The 18,267-nt window shown below is 71.4% G+C and carries 13 protein-coding genes; 4 read left to right on the forward strand and 9 right to left on the reverse strand.

Annotation, left to right across the window (positions count from 1 at the left end; translation table 11 throughout):
- Positions 1-315: 315 nt before the first annotated feature.
- The 8 genes from GFH48_RS16265 to GFH48_RS16300 form a co-directional block, all read right to left on the reverse strand.
- A complete protein-coding gene (locus GFH48_RS16265; protein ID WP_153288973.1) occupies positions 316-2,973 on the reverse strand; it encodes a hypothetical protein in 2,658 nt (885 codons plus the stop codon).
- Positions 2,970-4,745, reverse strand: coding sequence for a substrate-binding domain-containing protein (locus GFH48_RS16270; RefSeq protein WP_153288974.1), 1,776 nt, complete (start codon positions 4,743-4,745; stop codon positions 2,970-2,972). Before GFH48_RS16270 ends, GFH48_RS16265 begins: the two co-directional genes overlap by 4 nt.
- The gene (pstA, locus tag GFH48_RS16275) at positions 4,745-5,908 is read right to left on the reverse strand and encodes a phosphate ABC transporter permease PstA (RefSeq protein WP_228120619.1); all 1,164 of its coding nucleotides are present in this window, start codon (positions 5,906-5,908) and stop codon (positions 4,745-4,747) included. Before pstA ends, GFH48_RS16270 begins: the two co-directional genes overlap by 1 nt.
- Before the next feature lie 259 nt (positions 5,909-6,167).
- Entirely contained in the window at positions 6,168-7,187 is a 1,020-nt protein-coding gene (gene pstC, locus GFH48_RS16280) for a phosphate ABC transporter permease subunit PstC (RefSeq protein WP_228120620.1), read from the reverse strand.
- A 409-nt stretch (positions 7,188-7,596) separates the two neighbouring features.
- Positions 7,597-8,727: a hypothetical protein gene (locus GFH48_RS16285; protein ID WP_153288976.1), complete on the reverse strand. Its 1,131-nt coding sequence runs from the start codon at positions 8,725-8,727 to the stop codon at positions 7,597-7,599.
- A gap of 38 nt (positions 8,728-8,765) precedes the next feature.
- On the reverse strand, positions 8,766-9,704 hold the full coding sequence (locus GFH48_RS16290; RefSeq protein WP_153288977.1) for an N-acetylneuraminate synthase family protein: 939 nt from the start codon (positions 9,702-9,704) through the stop codon (positions 8,766-8,768).
- Positions 9,705-9,718: 14 nt separating this feature from the next.
- Complete coding sequence (locus GFH48_RS16295) at positions 9,719-11,026, reverse strand: N-acylneuraminate cytidylyltransferase (RefSeq protein WP_153288978.1); 1,308 nt, start codon at positions 11,024-11,026, stop codon at positions 9,719-9,721.
- Positions 11,027-11,070: 44 nt separating this feature from the next.
- Complete coding sequence (locus GFH48_RS16300; protein ID WP_153288979.1) at positions 11,071-12,402, reverse strand: DUF6716 putative glycosyltransferase; 1,332 nt, start codon at positions 12,400-12,402, stop codon at positions 11,071-11,073.
- A 198-nt stretch (positions 12,403-12,600) separates the two neighbouring features.
- Here GFH48_RS16300 and GFH48_RS16305 point away from each other — a divergent pair, with 198 nt between their 5' ends.
- The 4 genes from GFH48_RS16305 to GFH48_RS16320 all read left to right on the forward strand — a co-directional run bounded on the left by GFH48_RS16305 (position 12,601) and on the right by GFH48_RS16320 (position 17,517).
- Positions 12,601-13,581 carry a glycosyltransferase family 2 protein gene (locus GFH48_RS16305; RefSeq protein ID WP_153288980.1) on the forward strand — a complete coding sequence of 327 codons (981 nt, stop codon included), beginning with the start codon at positions 12,601-12,603 and terminating at the stop codon, positions 13,579-13,581.
- Positions 13,578-14,912, forward strand: a complete 1,335-nt coding sequence (locus GFH48_RS16310; RefSeq protein WP_153288981.1) for a polysialyltransferase family glycosyltransferase — start codon at positions 13,578-13,580, stop codon at positions 14,910-14,912. The genes GFH48_RS16305 and GFH48_RS16310 overlap by 4 nt, the downstream gene beginning before the upstream one ends.
- A gap of 308 nt (positions 14,913-15,220) precedes the next feature.
- The gene (locus GFH48_RS16315; protein ID WP_381921469.1) at positions 15,221-16,387 is read left to right on the forward strand and encodes an acyltransferase family protein; all 1,167 of its coding nucleotides are present in this window, start codon (positions 15,221-15,223) and stop codon (positions 16,385-16,387) included.
- Between the two features lie 188 nt (positions 16,388-16,575).
- Positions 16,576-17,517 (forward strand): class I SAM-dependent methyltransferase, encoded by a 942-nt coding sequence (locus GFH48_RS16320; protein WP_153288982.1) that lies wholly within the window; start codon positions 16,576-16,578, stop codon positions 17,515-17,517.
- 50 nt (positions 17,518-17,567) lie between these two features.
- Here the strand turns inward: GFH48_RS16320 and GFH48_RS16325 are convergent, their stop codons facing one another.
- The gene (locus tag GFH48_RS16325; protein ID WP_153288983.1) at positions 17,568-18,227 is read right to left on the reverse strand and encodes a TetR/AcrR family transcriptional regulator; all 660 of its coding nucleotides are present in this window, start codon (positions 18,225-18,227) and stop codon (positions 17,568-17,570) included.
- Positions 18,228-18,267 lie beyond the last annotated feature (40 nt).

The raw sequence follows: 18,267 nt of genomic DNA on the forward strand, positions 1-18,267 counted from the left end.
GTGGTGCGCGAGCCCCGGCCGTTGGGCCGTGACTCCCTTGTGCGAAGTCCCTGGCCCGGCGGCCTCGGCCCCGCGGTGCGGGGACCCCGGCCGACGGGCCCGGACTCCCCCGCTCGCAGGCCGTGGCCCGGCGGGCCCGGCCCCCTCGTCCGGGGGCGCGGGGCTACGGGGGTCCGGCTCCGCCCTCCAGGGGCGCGGCCCGATCGGCCGGGCTCTGCGGCCCGCCGGACCGCGCTCCTCGTCCGTGGGCCCCCGCTCGGGAGGCCCGGCTCCGCTGGTCGGGAGCGGCGGCCGCGGGTCGGTGGGGCACGGGCTTCAGTCCCGTCTCGGGGGCAGCAGCGCGCGCAGCCGTTCCGGGAGGACCGGGGCGGGGATCGTCAGGGCGCGGCCGCCGGGCAGCGGCACGCGCAGCGGGAAGCGGAGCCTGCCGCCGCCCGCGAAGGGCGCGCCGAGACCGGCCACGGCACCGAGTGCGGCGCCGACCGGGACGGCGTAGCGCAGCGAGTTGGCGGGGTCGGCCGGTGTGGTGCCCTGGGCCGTGGTCTCGACGGCCTTGCCACCGTCGTACGAGGGCGCGCCGCTGGGTGTGGGGCTCGCGCTCCCGCCGCCCGACGCCGTACCGCCGGTGTCGGGCGTGGTGCCGGTGCCGTCGCCGCCCGTGGTGCCACCGGAGTCGTCCGTGCCCCCGGTGCCGCCGGTACCGCCGCTCGAACCGCCGGAGGCCCCGGAGGACCCGGAGGACCCGCCGCCGGGGGCGGACGGCCCGGTGTAGTGGACGAGGGCGTCGGCGGCGTGGGCCGCCTTCGTGCGCTGTGCCTTCGACAGCGGGGCGTACCCGGCCGGGAGCAGTCCCGGGTCCGCGCCGGGGACCTGCCCTGTGCCGGCCGCGTACGTCAGCAGTGCCGCGTAGGCCTTGCGGGCCGCCGCGTCGAGCTTGGCCGGGCGCAGTGCCGCGTAGACGAGTTGCGCGAGCGGGTAGGCGCCCTTGGCGGTGGCCTTGGCGGGGTTGATCTCGGCCGCGTGGGCTCCGGACGCGGAGGACGCGGCGGCGGTGAGGGACCCGGTCGTGGGTGCGACGAACGTGCCGGCCGTGTTGCGCAGCCGAGCGGTCTGCAGGCCGTAGCGGACGGCGGAGGCCGCGTCCGTGACGGTGATCACGAACCGGGAGCCCACCGTCTGCGGGCCGGGGCTCTTGTAGGCGGGAGGGCTGGCCAGCGGGTCCCACGTGGCCTTCCACAGGCTGTCGGCGCGCCGGGTGTGCAGGGCGCCGGAGTGCATGTCCGTCACGTACGGGTGGAAGTCGATCATGCACTGCTTGTTGTTCTCGGTGGCGCCGGAGTTCGGCGGGACCGTGCACCAGGGGTCGCTCTTGGGATAGGTGTCGGTGGCCGCCGGGTCGAAGGCGAAGCCGCTCGGGTTGAGGTCCACGTTGGTGCTGAAGTACGGGTTGACGCGCATGCCCCAGTCGTCGGACACGCCCGCGAGGAAGCCGCGGGCCTCCTTGTCGGAGGTGATCCACTGCCAGACGGCGCGGGCCGAGTCGGTACGGCCGAGCGAGGTGAGCAGGTCGGTGTCGGTGGCCGGGGTCTCGGGGACGGACAGCTCCGCGAACTCGGGGTTGAGCGCGAGGAACTCGGGGTCGCTGGCCAGGCCGGCCGGGTTGTTCTTCGCCCAGCCGTAGCCCTTGGCGACGGTGGAGCCGAGGACCGCTCCCCAGGGGGAGTTGCGGTAGGACTCGGTGAGCAGCTTGGCGACCAGCCGGGGCGTGAGGTCGATGGAGTCGACCTTGGTCCCGGCGAGTCTGCGGATCGGCTCGGAGGCTCCGGCCTTGGGTCTGCGTTCGATGGTGAAGCCGATGACGGTGCCCGAGAGCGCGGTGGGCGCGTAGACGGTGCTGTCCGTCGGGGCGGTCGTGCCGGGGTCGGCGCCGAGGGCGCGGGTGGTGAAGGCGAGCCCGGAGGAGCCGTCGCCGGCGAGGCGGGCGCGGGTGTCGGGCTCGCCGAGCTCGGTGTAGCCGAACACCTTGCCGCTCGGGCAGAGGGCCGCCTGCCAGCTGTTCATGGCGTCGGCGACGAGTTCACTGCCGGTGGTGGCGCGTTCGTCGGAGCCGAGGGCGCAGTTGGTGCCGACCGAGTTGAAGTCGAGCTTGACGGCGACGCGGTTCTTCCAGTTGGTGGAGGAGACCGGGGAGCCGGCGTTGACCTGGCTGGTGTCGGCGTACGGCTTGCCGTCGAGGTCGAGGTGGCCCTGCGGGACGATCACCAGCCAGCAGGAGCGCGGGGTCGTGCGGCCGTCCGCCGTGACCGGGACGCCGCAGCCCAGGTGCGGGGCCTCGTTGGCGGTCTGCACCTCGAAGAACTCCTGGCCCTTGCCGTCGGCGCCGGTGCGGGCGAAGTCGACCTCGTTGGTGGTGTTGCGGCTGTACAGGGCGTTGTTCTGGGTGCCGGAGGTGATCAGTGTGCCGTCGACGGACTTGAAGGGCACCTCGCCCTGTCCGGAGACGCCGCCGGCGCCGTAGCGGTCGTCCTGGCCGTAGTTGGTGGGGTCGGCGCTGTAGAAGACCTTGCGGGTGTCGTCGTACTCGTTGCCCGGCCAGTTGCCCCGGTCGGTGGTCGGGGAGGCGCCGTACTGGCACTGGGTGCGCGACGGGCCCGGGTTGCCCGGGACGCTGCCGTCGTCGTCGCCCCAGCACTGCATGATCTGCACGAAGTCGGTGTTGAACAGCGTGCCCGCCAGGGCGGTCGGGGCGCCGCCGGTCCAGGAGACGGTGACCGCCTGGCTGGTGAGGTGCTCGGTCTGGCTGACCGTGAACCTCATGTCCTTGAACTCGCCGCGGCCGGAGACGGTGACGGCGGAGGCGGCCGCGCTCGCGGCGGTGGCGGCCGGTGCGGTCTGGGCGACGGCGAGGCCGGCGAGGGCGCCCACGGCCGCGCCGGCGACGAACCGCGTCAGCAGGTTGCGCAGGCGCTTCATCGCGCGCCCCCGTCCGTGAGGTTCTCCGCGTCGCCCTTGCGGCCGCTCGTACCGCCGGCGCGCCCGGCCATCTTCCGTGAGACGAGGGACGGCAGGAGCAGCAGCCCGAGCACCAGGGCCGCGGCGAGGAGCATCAGGGTCTGGGTGCCGGTCCAGCCGCTGTGTCCGGCCACGGCGATCGGCTGGGCGAGGGCGATGGTGCCGTCCACGGCGGTGCCGCCGCCGGTGCCCGATCCGCCGCTGGTGCCGGGTGCCAGGGTCTGCCCGGTGTCGGGGTCCACGACGGGCTGGGCGCTGCCGCCCGTCGAGCCGCCCGAGCCGCCGGCTCCTCCGGTGCCGCCCGTACCGCCGTCACCGCCGGAACTTCCCCCGCCGGTACCGCCGTTCGCGGAACCGCCGGAGGTGCCGCCGGTACCGCTGCCGCCCGTCGATCCCGAACCACCCGAGCCTCCGCCCGACTTGGCGCCGCCGCTGCCGGTATTGCAGGCCGGGGCGCCCTTCTTGTCGCAGGCGGCCGGGTAGGGGGCGGTCTCGGCGAGCTTGTTGTGGCCGTCGGAGGAGAAGGTCGGGTTGTTGCAGCCCTTGATGTTGATGTTCTTGGCCTGCACGCCCGGGATCCGGCGGATCTGGTCGAAGCCCGCCTTCACCAGGTTGATGGGCAGCGGCGAGTAGCCGAGCTTGGGCATCTGCTGCTGGCCCTGGCACATGAAGTAGTACGAGAACGCGCCGAGCGTCTTGCCCTTGGCCTCGGTGAAGATGCCCTGCACCCGCAGCGGCAGGATCATGTACGAGTAGCTGGAGAGCGGGTAGTTGCGCCGGTCGGAGTCGTTGTAGACGCCGTCGAGCTGCTGGGTGAGGTAGTCGGCGGAGCTCTTGTTCGTGTTGATCCTCGCCTTGAGGAGCGAGACGGCGACGTTCTTCGGGGTCGGCTCGGTGTAGTAGCCGGCGTGGTTGAGGACCTTGGCGACCGGATAGCCCTCGTTGATGGCGTACGAGTAGTTGACGTAGCCGATGGCGCCCTCGCCGTAGTTCTGGGCGACGTAGCCCGCCACGCCCGGGTCGCCGGACTGGGCGATCATGCCGGGCACGGTCGGGTAGTACGAGGTCTGCCCGCAGGCGCCGGAGCGGCCGACCTTGCCGCAGTACGCCTGCCACAGCGACTTGTGCTGGTTGGCCATCCACATCGTGAACTGGGCGGTGGAGCCGGAGCCGTCGGAGCGGACGACCGGCACGACGGGGCGGTGCGGCAGTTGGAGGCCGGGGTTGTCGGCCTTGATCAACGGGTCGTCCCAGGACTTGACGACACCGGTGAAGATCTTGGTGACGACGTCGCCGGAGAGACGGAGGTTGGTGACCCTCTTGCCGTTGACCGTCAGGTGGTACATGAACGCGGTGCCGCCGGCCACGATGGGCATGTAGGCGTAGCTGCCGGCCGAGGGGCGTTCGGCGGCCGAGCCGTCGGTCGGATGGGTCTGGAAGGGGATGTCCGAGACCGCGAAGTCGACGGTGTTGCTGAGGAACTGGCGGCGGCCGTCGGAGGAGCCGGTGCCGGCGAAGCTGATCCGCATGCCGTACTGGTTGACGGCCTTGCGCCACTGGTCGATGGCGTTCTCGGCCCAGGTGGAGCCGGCTCCGGCGACCGGGGTGTAGCTCTCGGCCGCGGCGGGTGCCGCCGCGGGCCCGGCCAGCAGCCCGGCGATCACGGCGAACAGGGCGCCCAGGGTCCCCAGCGCGCGCAGGCGCCGGCAGGCGGTGGTGAGGTGGCTGCGCATCAGTCGTTCTCTCCGGAGGCGGTCGGGGCGGCTGTGGCGGACGCTTCGGCGGGGGACCCGGCCGGGGATTCGGCAGGGGATTCAGCGGGCGATTCGGCCGGGGCCCCGGGAGCGAACAGGGAGAGGCCGGGGGCGTGCGCCTCGTCGAAGCGCGCCAGGTCGCGCCGTGAGGCGCGGGCGGTGCGGCGGGCCTGCCGCTTGGTCTGGTGACCGGGGCCGCGGCCGCCGATCACGCGGGCGATCACGAAGAGCACCAGGACCAGGGCCATGAGCACGGCCGCGGCGCCGAAGCCGCGGGCGATCATGGTCGGCTGGGGCGACTTGACGAAGTTGAAGACGGCCAGCGGCAGGGACACCATCGGCCCGCTGGTGGGATCGGTGTTGAGCGCCGCCGTGAATCCGGCGGTCAGCAGGACGGGAGAGGTCTCGCCGATGCCGCGCGCGGTGCCGAGGATGACGGCGGTGGCGAGCCCGGACCGGGCGGTGGGCAGGACGACGTGCAAGACGGTGCGCCAGCGCGGCGCGCCGAGCGCCTCGGCCGCCTCGGTCAGGGTGCCCGGCACCAGCCGGAGCACCACGTCCGCGGCGCGGATCACGATCGGCAGCATCATCACGCTGATCGCGAAGCCCGCCGCGAGGCCCGACTTCTGCATGCCGAGGCCGAGGATCCAGACGGCGTAGACCATCAGGCCGGCGACGATCGAGGGCAGTGCCGTCATCGCCTCGACGATGGTGCGCACGAAGCGGGAGAAGCGGCCCGGGATCTGGTTCAGGTAGACCGCGCAGGCCAGGCCCAGCGGGATCGTGATCGCGAGCGCGATGGCGGTCATGACGAGGGTGCCGACCATCGCGTGGGCGATGCCGCCGTTCGTCAGCGGGTCGAGCGGACCCGCCGCCTGCATGTCCTGGGTGAAGAAGTTGCCGTGCGGCAGCGCCTCCCGGCCGCGCCAGGCGGTGAAGCCGACGACGAGGACGAGCGCCGAGAACAGCAGCGTGGCCGCGGTCCACAGCACGACGGTCATGACCCGGTCGCGTACGGCCTGACGGTCCTCCTCGAATCCCGTCAGTACCGCGTAGAGCGTGAGGAAGAGCAGGTAGGCGGTCAGGGTGAAACCCAACGCACCGGAGAACGGGGCGAGTTCGCCGTACAGAAGGATCGTCACGCATAGTCCGGAGGCCGCGGCGCCGGTGAGCGACAGCACGCCCGAGCGGCTGACGCCGCCGGTACGGCGCGGGCGGTCGGGGGGCAGCGCGGGCTCCGGCGCGGGGGCCGGAGGTGTGGCGGCCGGAGGTGTGGCGGCCGGAGGTGTGGCGGCCGGAGGTGTGGCGGCCGGAGGTGTGGCGGCCGGAGGGGCCGTGGCAGGAGGGGCGGTGGCCGGACGGGGGCCGGCCGGGACGGGAGTCTGTTCCACGACGGTCATCTCATGCCTCGCTCTGTGCGCCGGACCGGGAGCGGGCCACGACCGAGGAGGCGGTGAAGTTGACCGCCAGGGTGAGCAGGAACAGCGCCAGGCCCGCTGCCATGAGCGCCGACATGCCGAAGGTGGAGGCGTCGCCGTAATGCAGGGCGATCAGCGAGGAGACCGAGTTCGAGCCGGTCTGCAGGATGTGCGGCTGGATGGTGAAGACCGGCGAGATGATCAGGTAGACCGCGATCGTCTCGCCGAGTGCCCGGCCGAGGCCCAGCATGGTGCCGCCGATGATGCCGGCCTTGCCGTAGGGCAGGACGACCGCGCGGATCATCCCCCAGCGGGTGGCGCCGAGCGCGTAGGCGCCCTCGCGTTCGCCCGCCGGGGCCTGCGCGAAGACCTCGCGCATCACCGAGCACTGGATCGGCGCGACCATCAGCGCGACGACGATCCCGGCGACGAAGGTGGAGGCGGTGTAGACGCTGTCGGAGGCGAGCGGTTCGCCCGGCTGGGCGCCGTCCACGGTGAACAGCGGTATCCAGCCGAGCCAGCTGGACAGCCAGCGCGACAGCCCGATCACGTGCTGCTGGAGGAAGAACAGGCCCCACAGTCCGTAGACCACCGACGGTACGGCCGCCATCAGGTCGACCATCGTCACCAGCGTGCGGCGCAGCCCGCGCGGGGCCACGTCGGAGATGAAGAGCGCGGTTCCCACGGCCAGCGGCACGGAGAGCGTCACCGCGACGCCGGCGATCAGCAGGGTGCCGGTGAGTACGGCGGCGATGCCGAAGTGGTGGACGTCGGGCTGCCATTGGGCGGTGGTGAGGAAGGAGAAGCCGGTGGCCCTGAGTGCCTGACCGGCCCTCAGCAGCAGGAAGAGGCCGACTCCCGCCATGATGGCGAGGACGACGACGCCGCTCGCCGTCAGCTGGTACCGGAAGATCCGGTCACCGAGCCCACGGGCGGCGGCCGGCCTCCTGGGCGCGGGTCTGTCGGAATCCGGTCTGTCGGACTCCACATGTGCGGACGCCACGTGTGGTCCCCCCACTACGTCAACGGAACAGGCATGCGGCGACCGATTGGTGCCGTGCGGGGAGATTCAATGGCCGGATCGTGTCGGCCCAACGCGCGCTCAATGGACGAATCGCGAACAGCCCGTGTCTGTTCGGTGCAGTAGGTGTGGAGAAGTTCGGGAAAACCTGTGAGGCGGTGCGTGCCGTCCCGAATGCGGCGCTTGTGGGATTCACCGTCCCGGTATCGCCGAGGTTGTGGCCGAAAGTGCCCCTCGTCCCGTCTGCCGTGACCGCCGACGCCGAACGCCCCGCCCAAAGTCTGGGCGGGGCGAAAATCCGGCGGGTCTCCGCTGGGAGTGGCCGAGCGTCGGTGAACGGCGGTCGTCGCCGTCCCCCGGGTGTCGCGGGAGGGCGCGCTCCGCCGGTTCCCTACGCCGTCGCGACGGAGGGCAGCCGGTGCACGTCCCGTGCCGTGCCGGTGACCCCCGACAGGAACCCCTGGGCGCGTGGAGAAGCCGTCTCCGTCAGCCAGGCCGGGTCGATGTCGCAGACGGCGACCCGCACGTCGGTCCCCACCAGCGCCAGCGGCAGCGTGTGCACGACGGTCGAGGGGAAGCTCAGGATCGTGCGGCCGATGGGCCCGCGACGGGCGATGAGTTCGAGGGGGAGGTCGGGGCGGACGATCTCCAGCCCCGTCTCGACGGCCAGCCGGTGGAGCTTGTCGCTGCTCTCGCGGCGGTGGGCGAAGTAGCGGGTGGCGCCGTGTGTCCGGGCGAGGGAGCGGACCGCCTCCAGATAGCGGTCCGGGTCCACCACACCTGTCTCGACCAGGGAGGTGCCGACCAGGTCGGCGCCCTTGGTGATCCGGGGTGGCCCGAAGCGGGCGCGGGTCCAGGAGAAGTCGTTGGCGGTGATGGTGACGCCGTCCGGCGCCGAGTCGATCGGCATGGAGGAGAAGACCTCCACCCGCCGCTCCTCGGTCGGGGTGAGCCGGCGGCGGGCCGCCGACGAGATCGGGGCGAACAGCACGTCACGGGGGCCGGGACGGCCCCCGCGCCGGTGCCAGCGCACCAGACGTTCACCGCGGGCCAGCTGGGCGACGAACTCCATCGTCGCCGTGCCGTCGTCCACGACCACCAGGTCACGTGCCTTCGTGATCGTCAGCAGGAGCTGCACGTAACGGGAGAACGGGTCCCCCATGACGATGCGGTGGGCCCTGCGCAGCAGCGGGGCCAGGCCCCCGATCGTGTGGAAGGGGGCCGTGGTGCCACCGCGCGCCTCCTCCCAGCGGACCTCGTAACCCTCGTCGCGGGCCAGTTCGGCCATGCGACGCAACTGGCCGCGGGTCATGGGGTCGTTGGGCGAGAGGACGACGAGGGTGAGCCCCGCGCCGGCCGGCCGGACGGAGGCACCGTCCGATCCCGCGCCGGGTGCCCGGTCGCCGGCCTCCGTCGCGTGCGGGGCGTGGACATGCGCCCACTCCAGCACGTTCAGGAGCTGCACCGGGCTCTCGACGAAGGCCAGCGTGTGGGGGCCGGGGGTTCCGGCGCGGGGGCTCATCGGCGTACGACCGTCCCGTCGTAAGGAAATCAGGGCGTTCAGACCGCGACCGGCTCGCCCGCGGCGGCGGCGATCTCCGACTCGGCGACGACGCCGGTGACGCGGCGCAGCTTCTTCATCGGGCCGAGCTCCGACTCGTAGACCTTCTTGACGCCGTCACCGAGGGAGGCCTCGATGGTGCGGATGTCGCGGACGAGGCGGGTGAGGCCCTGCGGCTCGACGGAGGCGGCCTGGTCGGAGCCCCACATCGCGCGGTCCAGGGTGATGTGACGCTCGACGAAGGTGGCGCCGAGGGCGACCGCGGCGAGCGTGGTCTGCAGGCCCGTCTCGTGACCGGAGTAGCCGATCGGGACGTTCGGGTACTCGGCCTGGAGGGTGTTGATGACGCGCAGGTTGAGCTCCTCGGCCTGCGCCGGGTAGGTCGACGTGGCGTGGCACATCAGGATGTTGTCCGAGCCGAGGACCTCGACCGCGTGACGGATCTGCTTCGGCGTCGACATGCCGGTGGAGAGGATGACGGTGCGGCCGGTGTCGCGCAGGGCGCGGAGCAGCTCGTCGTCGGTCAGCGAGGCGGAGGCGACCTTGTGGGCCGGGACGTCGAACTTCTCCAGGAACGCGACGGCCTCGGTGTCCCACGGGGAGGCGAACCAGTCGATGTTCTTGCTCTTGGCGTACTCGTCGATCTGGCGGTACTCGTCCTCACCGAACTCCACGCGGTGGCGGTAGTCGATGTAGGTCATCCGGCCCCAGGGGGTGTCGCGCTCGATGTCCCACTGGTCGCGCGGGGTGCAGATCTCCGGGGTGCGCTTCTGGAACTTGACGGCGTCGCAGCCGGCCTCGGCGGCCGCGTCGATGAGCTTGAAGGCGTTCTCCAGCTCACCGTTGTGGTTGATGCCGATCTCACCCACGACGTAGACGGGGTGGCCGGGACCGGCGGTCTTCGAACCGAACTGACGCAGACGGGAGTTGGTGCTCATGGTGGAGAAGTTCCTTACTTGTCGAGGGAGTCGAGAGAAGGGCCGAGGATCCAGCTGGCGATCTCTCGGATCGCGCCGTCGCCGCCGGGGACGGTGGTGACCGCGCGTGCGGCGCCGCGCACGACGTCGTGGGCGCTCGCGACCGCCACGGGCCAGCCCACGAGGGCGAAGCACGGGAGGTCGTTGACGTCGTTGCCGACGTAGAGCACGCGCTCAGGCGCGATGCCCTGCTCCTCGCACCACTGCTTCAGCGCGAGGTCTTTCCGGTCGATGCCGTGCAGGACCGGGATCTTGAGCTTCCGGGCCCGGGCGGCGACGACCGGGTTCTGTTCCGTGGACAGGATCAGCATCGACAGTCCGCTCCTGCGGAGGGCGGCGATACCGAGTCCGTCCCCGCGGTGCACGGAGACGAACTCCCGTCCGTCGGAGTCGATCAGCACCCTGTCGTCGGTCTGGGTGCCGTCGAAGTCGAGGACGACCGCGTCGATGTCGGCGGCGGTCGGGAGAGTGCCGGGCCGGTTCGCGTCGAAGAGCGGCGCGAGGGCCCGGGCGCGGGCGAGGTCGTGCGGGTCGTCGATCTCCAGCACGCGGGCCGGGTCGGTGCGCACGAGCTCGGTGCGGCCGAAGAAACGGTGCTTCGCGACGCGGAAGCCGTCCGCCTCCATGGCGTACACGGCACCGGTCTCCAGGAGGTCCTGGGGGCGGTCCTGGCGGCGCGGGCGGAAGGACTTGTCGTGGTTGACGCCGTAGCCGCCGCTGGTGCCGGTGCCCGTGACCAGGGTGTCGGTGCCGCCCGCGACGGCGGCACGCCCGGCCTCGACGGCCACCGGGACGGTGGGCTCGTCGTCGCCGTCGCGCCACACGAAGCCGTGGAAGGGTGCCACGGTCAGTGCCGTGTCCGCGCGGTTCGCGACGATCGCGTTCACGACGCCGTCCACGTCCTCACGGACGATGAACGGGCTGGTGCACTGCACGAGCAGCACCACGTCGACCGGGGAGCCGTGCAGCGCCTCGTGGGCGTCCATGGCGTGCAGGACGGCGGCCTCGGAGGTGGCGGTGTCACCGGCGATGGCGGCGGGCCGCAGCACGACCTCGGCGCCGGCCTGGCGGGCGGCGGCCGCGATGGCCTGGTCGTCGGTGGAGACGACGACGTCCGTCACCAGGCGGGCGGCGCGGCACTCGCGCACCGCGCGGGCCACCAGCGGTATGCCGCCGACCGGGAGGAGGTTCTTCGCGGGGACGCCCTTGGAGCCGCCGCGCGCGGGGATCACCGCGAGCACGCGGCGCACCGGCGCCGGTCGGCTCGCTTCCGAGTTGGTCATGCGCTGTTCTCCTTGACGAGGAAGGCTGGAGGGATCGGCGGCGTTCACAGCTCTCCCATCCGCCGGATCACCGGAGCCACGCGCTGCACTCCGTGGCGGTAGGCACCGCGGGCCGCCCGGCGCACGATCTGTCGTACGGGGCTGGGCTCCTTGTCGGCCGTGGGGGCGCCGGGCAGTGGGCTGCCGTCCGGGGCCAGGTGGTGGCGGGCGAGGATCCCGGGGAGGTATCCGGGCGCGGTGACGGGTGTGTAGTAGGGGGTGAGGGGCGGCAGGCCGGGGCCGGCGAGCAGTTCGGCGATGCGGGTGCGCGCCTCGTCGAAGGCCGTCTCGTAGGAGCCGTCGGCGGCCACGCCCTGCCGGGACACCCACGCCGGATCGGGCGCCGGCTGGTGCCCCGCGTCGAGCTGGTCCCAGGAGGCGAGGCAGCCGGAGCCCACGAAGTGGTGGTTGCCGAGCGACTCGCGCACCCCGAGGTCGCTGAGGACGACGGTGGGGATACGGCGGTGCAGGGACTCCAGGGCCGCCGTGGAGCTGATGGTGACCAGCAGGTCGGTACGGTCGAGCACCTCGCCCATGTGTCCGTACACCAGGCGGAAGTTGGCGGGCAGATCGGTCTTCTGCGCCAGCTTCTGGTAGGGCAGCTCCTCGATGTGTGTGGTGTGCTCGCCCGGCTTGGAGCGCAGCTTCAGCAGCACCTCGCGGTCGGGGTGCAGACGGGCGTGGGCGATCAGCCGGTCCAGCAGGTAGGTGCGGTCCTTGCGGCTCTCCGGTACGGAGGGCTGGGCGGCGAAGACGACCGTGTACGGGTCGTTCTTGCGGTAGGCGGCCCCGCCGAGGAAGGGCAGCGCCACCTCCGTCACGGACGAGGCGTCGGCGCCCACTCCCTCGTACACGTCCCGGAAGCGGTCCGCGTCCTGGCGCGAGTTGGCGAGGACCAGGTCCGCGCCGTGCCGCAGCAGCAGACCGTCGGCGAGCTTCTCGTAGACGACACCGACATAGCCGGTGACGACCACGGGCCGCTCCGCGCGTCCGTCCCAGAGGTGGGCCAGGCCGTGCAGGACCGCCTGGACGGCGCCGCCGACGAGGGCGAGGACCAGGACGTCGTACCGCTCCCGCTCCATGGCGCGCAGGAATTCGACGGCGGTCACTTCGCGGAGGGAATCCGCGCGGACGCCGACTTCTTCGAGCTGGCGGGCGGTGGGGGTGGCACGGCCACGCAGGAGATAGCCGTCGAGGCGGATGTCCGATTCCCGAATGTCTGCATTGGACGTTTCGGTAGGCAAAATGCGGTTCGCGGTGAGCGAACCCCATTTCCACCGTGTGTCGGAATCCGCGAGAACGGCGACCCGCAGGGACTTCCTGGTACTTGCTGGCACGTCCAAGACGCTAGGAAGCCATTCCGAGTAGCGGCCCAACCTGAATGCAACAAACGGTTAACAGAACATCGACGAATGGCGAATCAGGCCGCGAACCATCGAGAAATCAGCCTGGTTCACTGCTTCGCCACGCGTCGTTCACCTGACATCTCACCAACGGACAAGACGAATGCCGGACCGCCCCCTAACGTCACGTGGGTGGTCAAGCTCTCCGTCATCGTGCCGTTCTACAACGTGCAGCAATACGCACCCGACACCCTGAAGAGCCTGCGTGCGAACGTGCGCGAGGACTTCGAATTCATTCTCGTCGACGACTGTTCGAGCGACGAGACACCAGAGATTCTCGCGCGCGCGGAGCGCGAGCTCCCGGGCGCGGTGCATGTCAGACATGAGAAGAACGGAGGGCTGGCGACCGCGCGCAACACCGGCATCGACGCCGCGCGTGGTGAATACCTCACGTTCCTCGACGGGGACGACTGGCTCGCCCCCGGCTACTACGAGCAACTCGTCACCGCGATCGAGGATCTGGGCTGCGACTTCGTCCGTACGGACCATGTCCAGTGCACCGCGCGGGCCCGCACCATCCACCGGGTACCGCACGGCCGCCGGGGCGTCGTGATGAACCCCCGGGACGCCATACTCCCCTCCGACCGGTCCACCTCCGTCGACTACGCGTACGCCTGGGCGGGCATCTACCACCGCCGTCTGGTCGACCGCGGACTGCTGCACTTCACCCACGGACTGCGGACGGCCGAGGACCGTCCGTGGATCTGGAAGCTGCACCGTGAGGCCGAGTCCTTCGCCGCGGTGAGCCTGCTGGGCGTGTTCTACCGGCGTGGTGTCGCCTCCTCCCTCACCCAGATCGGGGACGTCCGCCAGCTCGACTTCATCCGCGCGTTCGATCAGGTCGTCGCGGAGACCGCCGAGGATCCCGACGCGTCGAAGCTGCTTCCCAAGGCCGTGCGCACGTACTGCGCGATCATTTCCCACCACCTGGGATCCATGGAAAGGTTCGAGCCACCCGTGGCGCGGAAACTGAAGTCGATGAGTGCGGCGGCGTTGCAGCGCATGCCCCAGGACGTGCTCGACGAGGCACTCGACTCGATGGACATCGAGCGGGCGACCCGGCTGCGCCGGCTGCGCCGTCGTCCCACGGCGGGCGCTGGGGTGGCGGCGTGACGACCCAGATCTTCATGGCGTCCACGCTGTACGGGACCGCGACGCTCGCGGCGGCCCTGGACGCCGACTGCTTCGGCCCCGCCGACCGGCGCATCCTGCTCGTCTCCAACAACGCGGCGACGCCCGAGACGACGCCCTCCGTGGACGAGATGCCCGGCTTCGGCCGGCTGCGCGGCCGCTTCGACGACATCGTGTCGTGGAACGAGACGATCACGCCGTTCCACCCCGGGGGCTGGGCCCCGCGCCCCGACGACACGCCCCTGTGGGAGCGGCATCTGCGGCTGGCCTGGAACCTCGGCGACGACGACATCGAGCTGGCCGTCGAGTCGATCCAGGTCAACCCCGCGCTCGGCGTCGCCCAGATCTTCACCGGCGCGCCCGTCACCGTGTACGCGGACGGCCTGATGAGCTACGGCCCCACCCGCAACAAGATCGACCCGCTGGTCGGCACCCGGGTGACCCGCCTGCTCCATCTCGACCTGGTCCCCGGTCTGACGCCGCTGCTGCTGACCGAGTTCGACGTCGAACCGGAGATCGTGCCGACGGACGCGTTCTCGAAGGTGCTCGCCGAACTCGTCGACACCGGCGACGAACTGCCGTCGGTCGACGAGCCCGCGCTGCTGCTCGGCCAGTACCTCTCCGCGCTCGGCATCCTCACCGCCGAGCAGGAGGAGGACCTGCACGTACGGATGCTCAGGGGCGCCGTCGCGCTCGGCCACAGCCGGGTCGTGTTCAAGCCGCACCCGACGGCCCCGGCCCGCTGGTCGCGCGTCCTGGAGAAGGAGGCCGGCAAGCTCGACGTCGAGCTGACGGTGCTCGACACCCCTGTCCTCGCCGAGGTGCTGTACCAGCGCATGCGTCCCGCGCTCGTCGTCGGCTGCTTCTCCACCGCGCTGCTCACCGCGTCCGCGCTCTACGGCCTGCCCGTCGCCCGCATCGGCACCGACACGCTGCTGGACCGTCTGGTGCCGTACGAGAACAGCAACCGCGTCCCGGTCACGATCGTGGACGCCCTGCTGCCGGAGCTGACCGACAAGGCGGCGGTCGCCGAACAGCGCGTGGGCATGACCACGGAGGCCCTGAGCGGGCTCGTACGGGCCGTGGGCTACGCGATGCAGCCGAAGATCCTGCCGGACCTGCGCCCCGCCGCCGAGCGCTATCTGACGCAGCACCTGAACAACCACACCTGGCGGTACTTCAAGCGCAAGCGCCTCACCTCGCTGGCGCTGCCCGGCGCGGTCCCGGCCCAGCTGGCGTTCCTGCCGCGCAACGCCACGGTCCGCCGTGTCGCGCGCCGGGCGCGCAGTCTGCGCCGGGCCGTACGGCGCTGAGCGACGTCCCACCCGGAGGTTCCCGCGGGCGTGGGGGCCGGTTCACCATGAACCGGCCCCCACGCCCGTTCCGTATTCACCGCCCCTCGTGATCCGCCGGCCGCCGCCGGCGCCCGGCTCTTCGCCGGTCCACCCTTTGCCGGCGAATGGGGGGACGCCGGGGAAATACGGAACCGAAAACGACGCCAGGGTGAACTCATGGCGTCCGTACGGGGAATCGTCACTTGCTCGATCGGATGCTTCCTTTGAATCGGACTAGCGTGCTGTGTGTAACCCGTCAGCATGAACCGCCCGCGAAGAGGAATTCCGTGACCAACACCCCCCAGGACACGCGCGTGTCGTCCGAGGGTCCGGCGATCCGCGCCGTCCTGCCGGCGCCCGAGACGTCCTCCCGCCCGCCGTCGCGCGCGAAGCCCCGGGAGTCCCGTCTGCGCGCCCTGGACGGGCTGCGGCTGATCGCCGCGCTGATGGTGGCGGCGTACCACTACGGGGGCCGTGACGGCGAGGTCACGCAGGCCTGGGGCAGTTCTCCCAGCCACCAGTTCCCGAGCCTGCACTCGTACTTCGCGTACGGCTGTCTCGGCGTCCAGATCTTCTTCGTGATCAGTGGCTTCGTGATCTGCATGAGTGGCTGGGGCCGGCCGCTCCGGTCGTTCTTCGCGTCCCGGGCGTCCCGGCTGCTGCCCGCCTACTGGGCCGCGGTGATCATCGTGACGGCCGTGTTCGCGCTGCCGGTGGTCGCGTACAAGACGGTCGGGCCGAGCGACGCCCTGCTGAACCTGACGATGCTCCAGCAGCCGCTGGGTGTCGACCGGGTGCTGGGAGTCTGCTGGACCCTGTGGGCGGAGGTCCGGTTCTACGCCCTCTTCGCGCTCTTCATCGTCCTGCCGGGCGCCAACCGTCAGCGCGTCATCCTCTTCTGCGCGGGCTGGACCCTGGCGGCGGCGATAGCCCAGACGGCGAACGAACCGCTCCTGAACACCGTCCTGATGCCGGAGTACGCCCCGTTCTTCATCGGCGGTGTCGGCCTCTACCTCCTCCACCGCAACCGGCGTGACACGTACGCCTGGGGCATCGTGGGCGTGAGCTGGCTGATCGGCCAGCACTACGCGGTGGACCGCCTGTGGCACGCGCCGAACCCGGAGTTCTTCTCCTACCGCACCTCGTTCGGCATCATCCTGGTCGTCACCCTCGGCTACCTCGCCGTCGGCGCGATCGCCCTCGGCTACCTGAACTGGGCGAACTGGCGCTGGCTCACCGTCGCGGGCGCCCTGACGTACCCCTTCTACCTGGTCCACGAGCACCTGGGCTGGGTCGTCATCAAGGCCTACCACCGCACCCTGCACATCCCGTCGTACGGCACCCTCCCGCTGACCGTCGCGACGATGCTGCTGCTGGCCTGGCTCCTCAACCGCTACGTGGAGAACTGGCTCACCCCGAAACTGCGCGCGGCCCTGGCGAAGCCGCGACCGTAAGGGCCGTCCCGCTCGGTCATCCGGAAAGAACCCCCGGTACGGCGGGAGTTGGCCGGGTGTTCACCGGGCCGCCGGTTCGGCAGAAGTGACGTCGGGCAGGCGCCGCAGAGTTCTTGACCGCGCCATAGGCGTCCCATAGGTTCCGGGGCGCTCGTCCGCCTCGTCCGCACAAGGGAGCGCTTTCTCTCATGACTGCCGCACCAGACACCATCCGGCCGCCCCGGCGCCTCGACGACGTCCCCGGCTGGTTCCCCGTTCTCGACCAGATGCTCTTCAAGTGGTTCCTGGACCGGCAGGAGTCCGCCAAAACGGTGGGCGACCTGCTGGAAGTCGGCGTGTACATGGGAAGGAGCGCGATCTTCCTCGGAGACCATCTGCGCGAGGGCGAGCGGTACACGGTGTGCGACCTCTTCGAGGGCGGCGCTCCTGACGGCGCCAACCAGGCGGAGTCGACGAAGTCCTACAGCGCGCTCACCCGGCAGGTCTTCGAGGAGAACTACCTGGCCTTCCACGACGAGCTGCCTCGCGTCCTGCCGGGCCCCAGCTCACTGGTTCCGGCCGAGGTCGAACCCGGGTCCTGCCGGTTCGTCCACATCGACGCCTCGCACCTGTACGAGCACGTCCACGGGGACATCGGCGCGGCCCGCGACGCGCTGCTGCCCGGCGGCATCGTCGTCCTGGACGACTTCCGTTCGGAGCACACGCCCGGCGTCTCGATAGCCGCCTGGGAGGCCGTGCTCAACCGGGGCCTGCGCCCCATCTGCCTCAGCACACAGAAGCTGTACGGGACGTGGGACGATCCCGGGCCGGTCCAGGAGGCGCTGCTGGCCGCGGTACGGGAGCGGAACGACTGTCACCTCAGCGTGCAGCACGCGGCCGGCCACCGCATCATCCGGCTCAAGGCCAAGAACATGCAGGCCCCGCCCTTCCCGGCCTCCCGCTACGGCACGGACGGCGTCGGCGCGGAGGGGACCGCGGACTCCGCCGGGCGTCCGTCGGGGCCTTCCGGGCACTCCCGGCCGGTCGCGCGCCGCACCCGCACCCGGCGGATCGCCGCCGACCTGCTGCCGCCCGTCCTCACCCGCGCCCTGCGCAACGCCCGCACCGCCCGGCGCGCGACGGCACGCTGAATCGGCCGGGCCCGGCGGTCCGCCGGAAAGGTCCGCCGGACCCGCCCCGCTCAACCGATCCCGTAACGCGCCCCGATTCCCGCGATCACCAGGGCCAGCCCTTCCTCGAAGTGCCGGTCGTAGTCCTCGAAGATCTCCGCGCCCGCCGCGGCCGACAGGGGGAAGTCGGCCATACGGCGGGCGCGTTCCTGTACGTCGTAGCCCTCGCGGCGCTCGCCCGGCAGGGGCTGGACGCCCTGTTCCTCGGTGACGAAGCCGAGCGTGTAGAGGTACGTGGTGGACGTCGCGCGGACCGCCTGCGTGAGGGTGAAGCCCGCCCCGGTGAACAGCGTCAGCGTCCGCTCCATCTCGACGGCGTGCGGCGTGCCGGTGAACCGTGAGCCGCTGAAGACCTTCGCGCCGTCGCGGTAGCCGAGCAGCGCCGCGCGCAGGCCGCGGTTGGCGGTGAGCAGCCGCTCCCGCCAGCCGTCGCCGGGAGCCGTCCCGGTGTCCTCGACCATCCGCCGGTACATCTCCGTGGCCATCTCGTCGAGCAGCTCCTGCTTGTTCCGGAAGTGCCAGTAGAGCGCGGGTGCCTGGACGTTCAGCTCCTTGGCGATGGCCCGGAGGGTGAGGCCGTCCAGGCCCGTCTCGTTGAGCAGCCGCAGGGCGGTCTCGACGACCTTCTTCTTGTCCAGCTTGGGGGATCGCTGGGGTCTCTGGGTAGCCACGCTTGACAGTTTAACGCCGTTAAGGACATGCTCCCGGCAT

Origin of the sequence: Streptomyces fagopyri (genome assembly GCF_009498275.1) — a bacterium.
Taxonomy (GTDB): Bacteria; Actinomycetota; Actinomycetes; order Streptomycetales; family Streptomycetaceae; genus Streptomyces; species Streptomyces fagopyri.

Bases quoted from the DNA above. Each gene is read 5' to 3' on its own strand.
- GFH48_RS16265 (WP_153288973.1), bottom strand. From the start codon at position 2,973: ATGAAGCGCCTGCGCAACCTGCTGACGCGGTTCGTCGCCGGCGCGGCC.
- GFH48_RS16270 (WP_153288974.1), bottom strand. From the start codon at position 4,745: ATGCGCAGCCACCTCACCACCGCCTGCCGGCGCCTGCGCGCGCTGGGG.
- GFH48_RS16285 (WP_153288976.1), bottom strand. From the start codon at position 8,727: ATGAGCCCCCGCGCCGGAACCCCCGGCCCCCACACGCTGGCCTTCGTC.
- GFH48_RS16290 (WP_153288977.1), bottom strand. From the start codon at position 9,704: ATGAGCACCAACTCCCGTCTGCGTCAGTTCGGTTCGAAGACCGCCGGT.
- GFH48_RS16295 (WP_153288978.1), bottom strand. From the start codon at position 11,026: ATGACCAACTCGGAAGCGAGCCGACCGGCGCCGGTGCGCCGCGTGCTC.
- GFH48_RS16320 (WP_153288982.1), top strand. From the start codon at position 16,576: ATGACTGCCGCACCAGACACCATCCGGCCGCCCCGGCGCCTCGACGAC.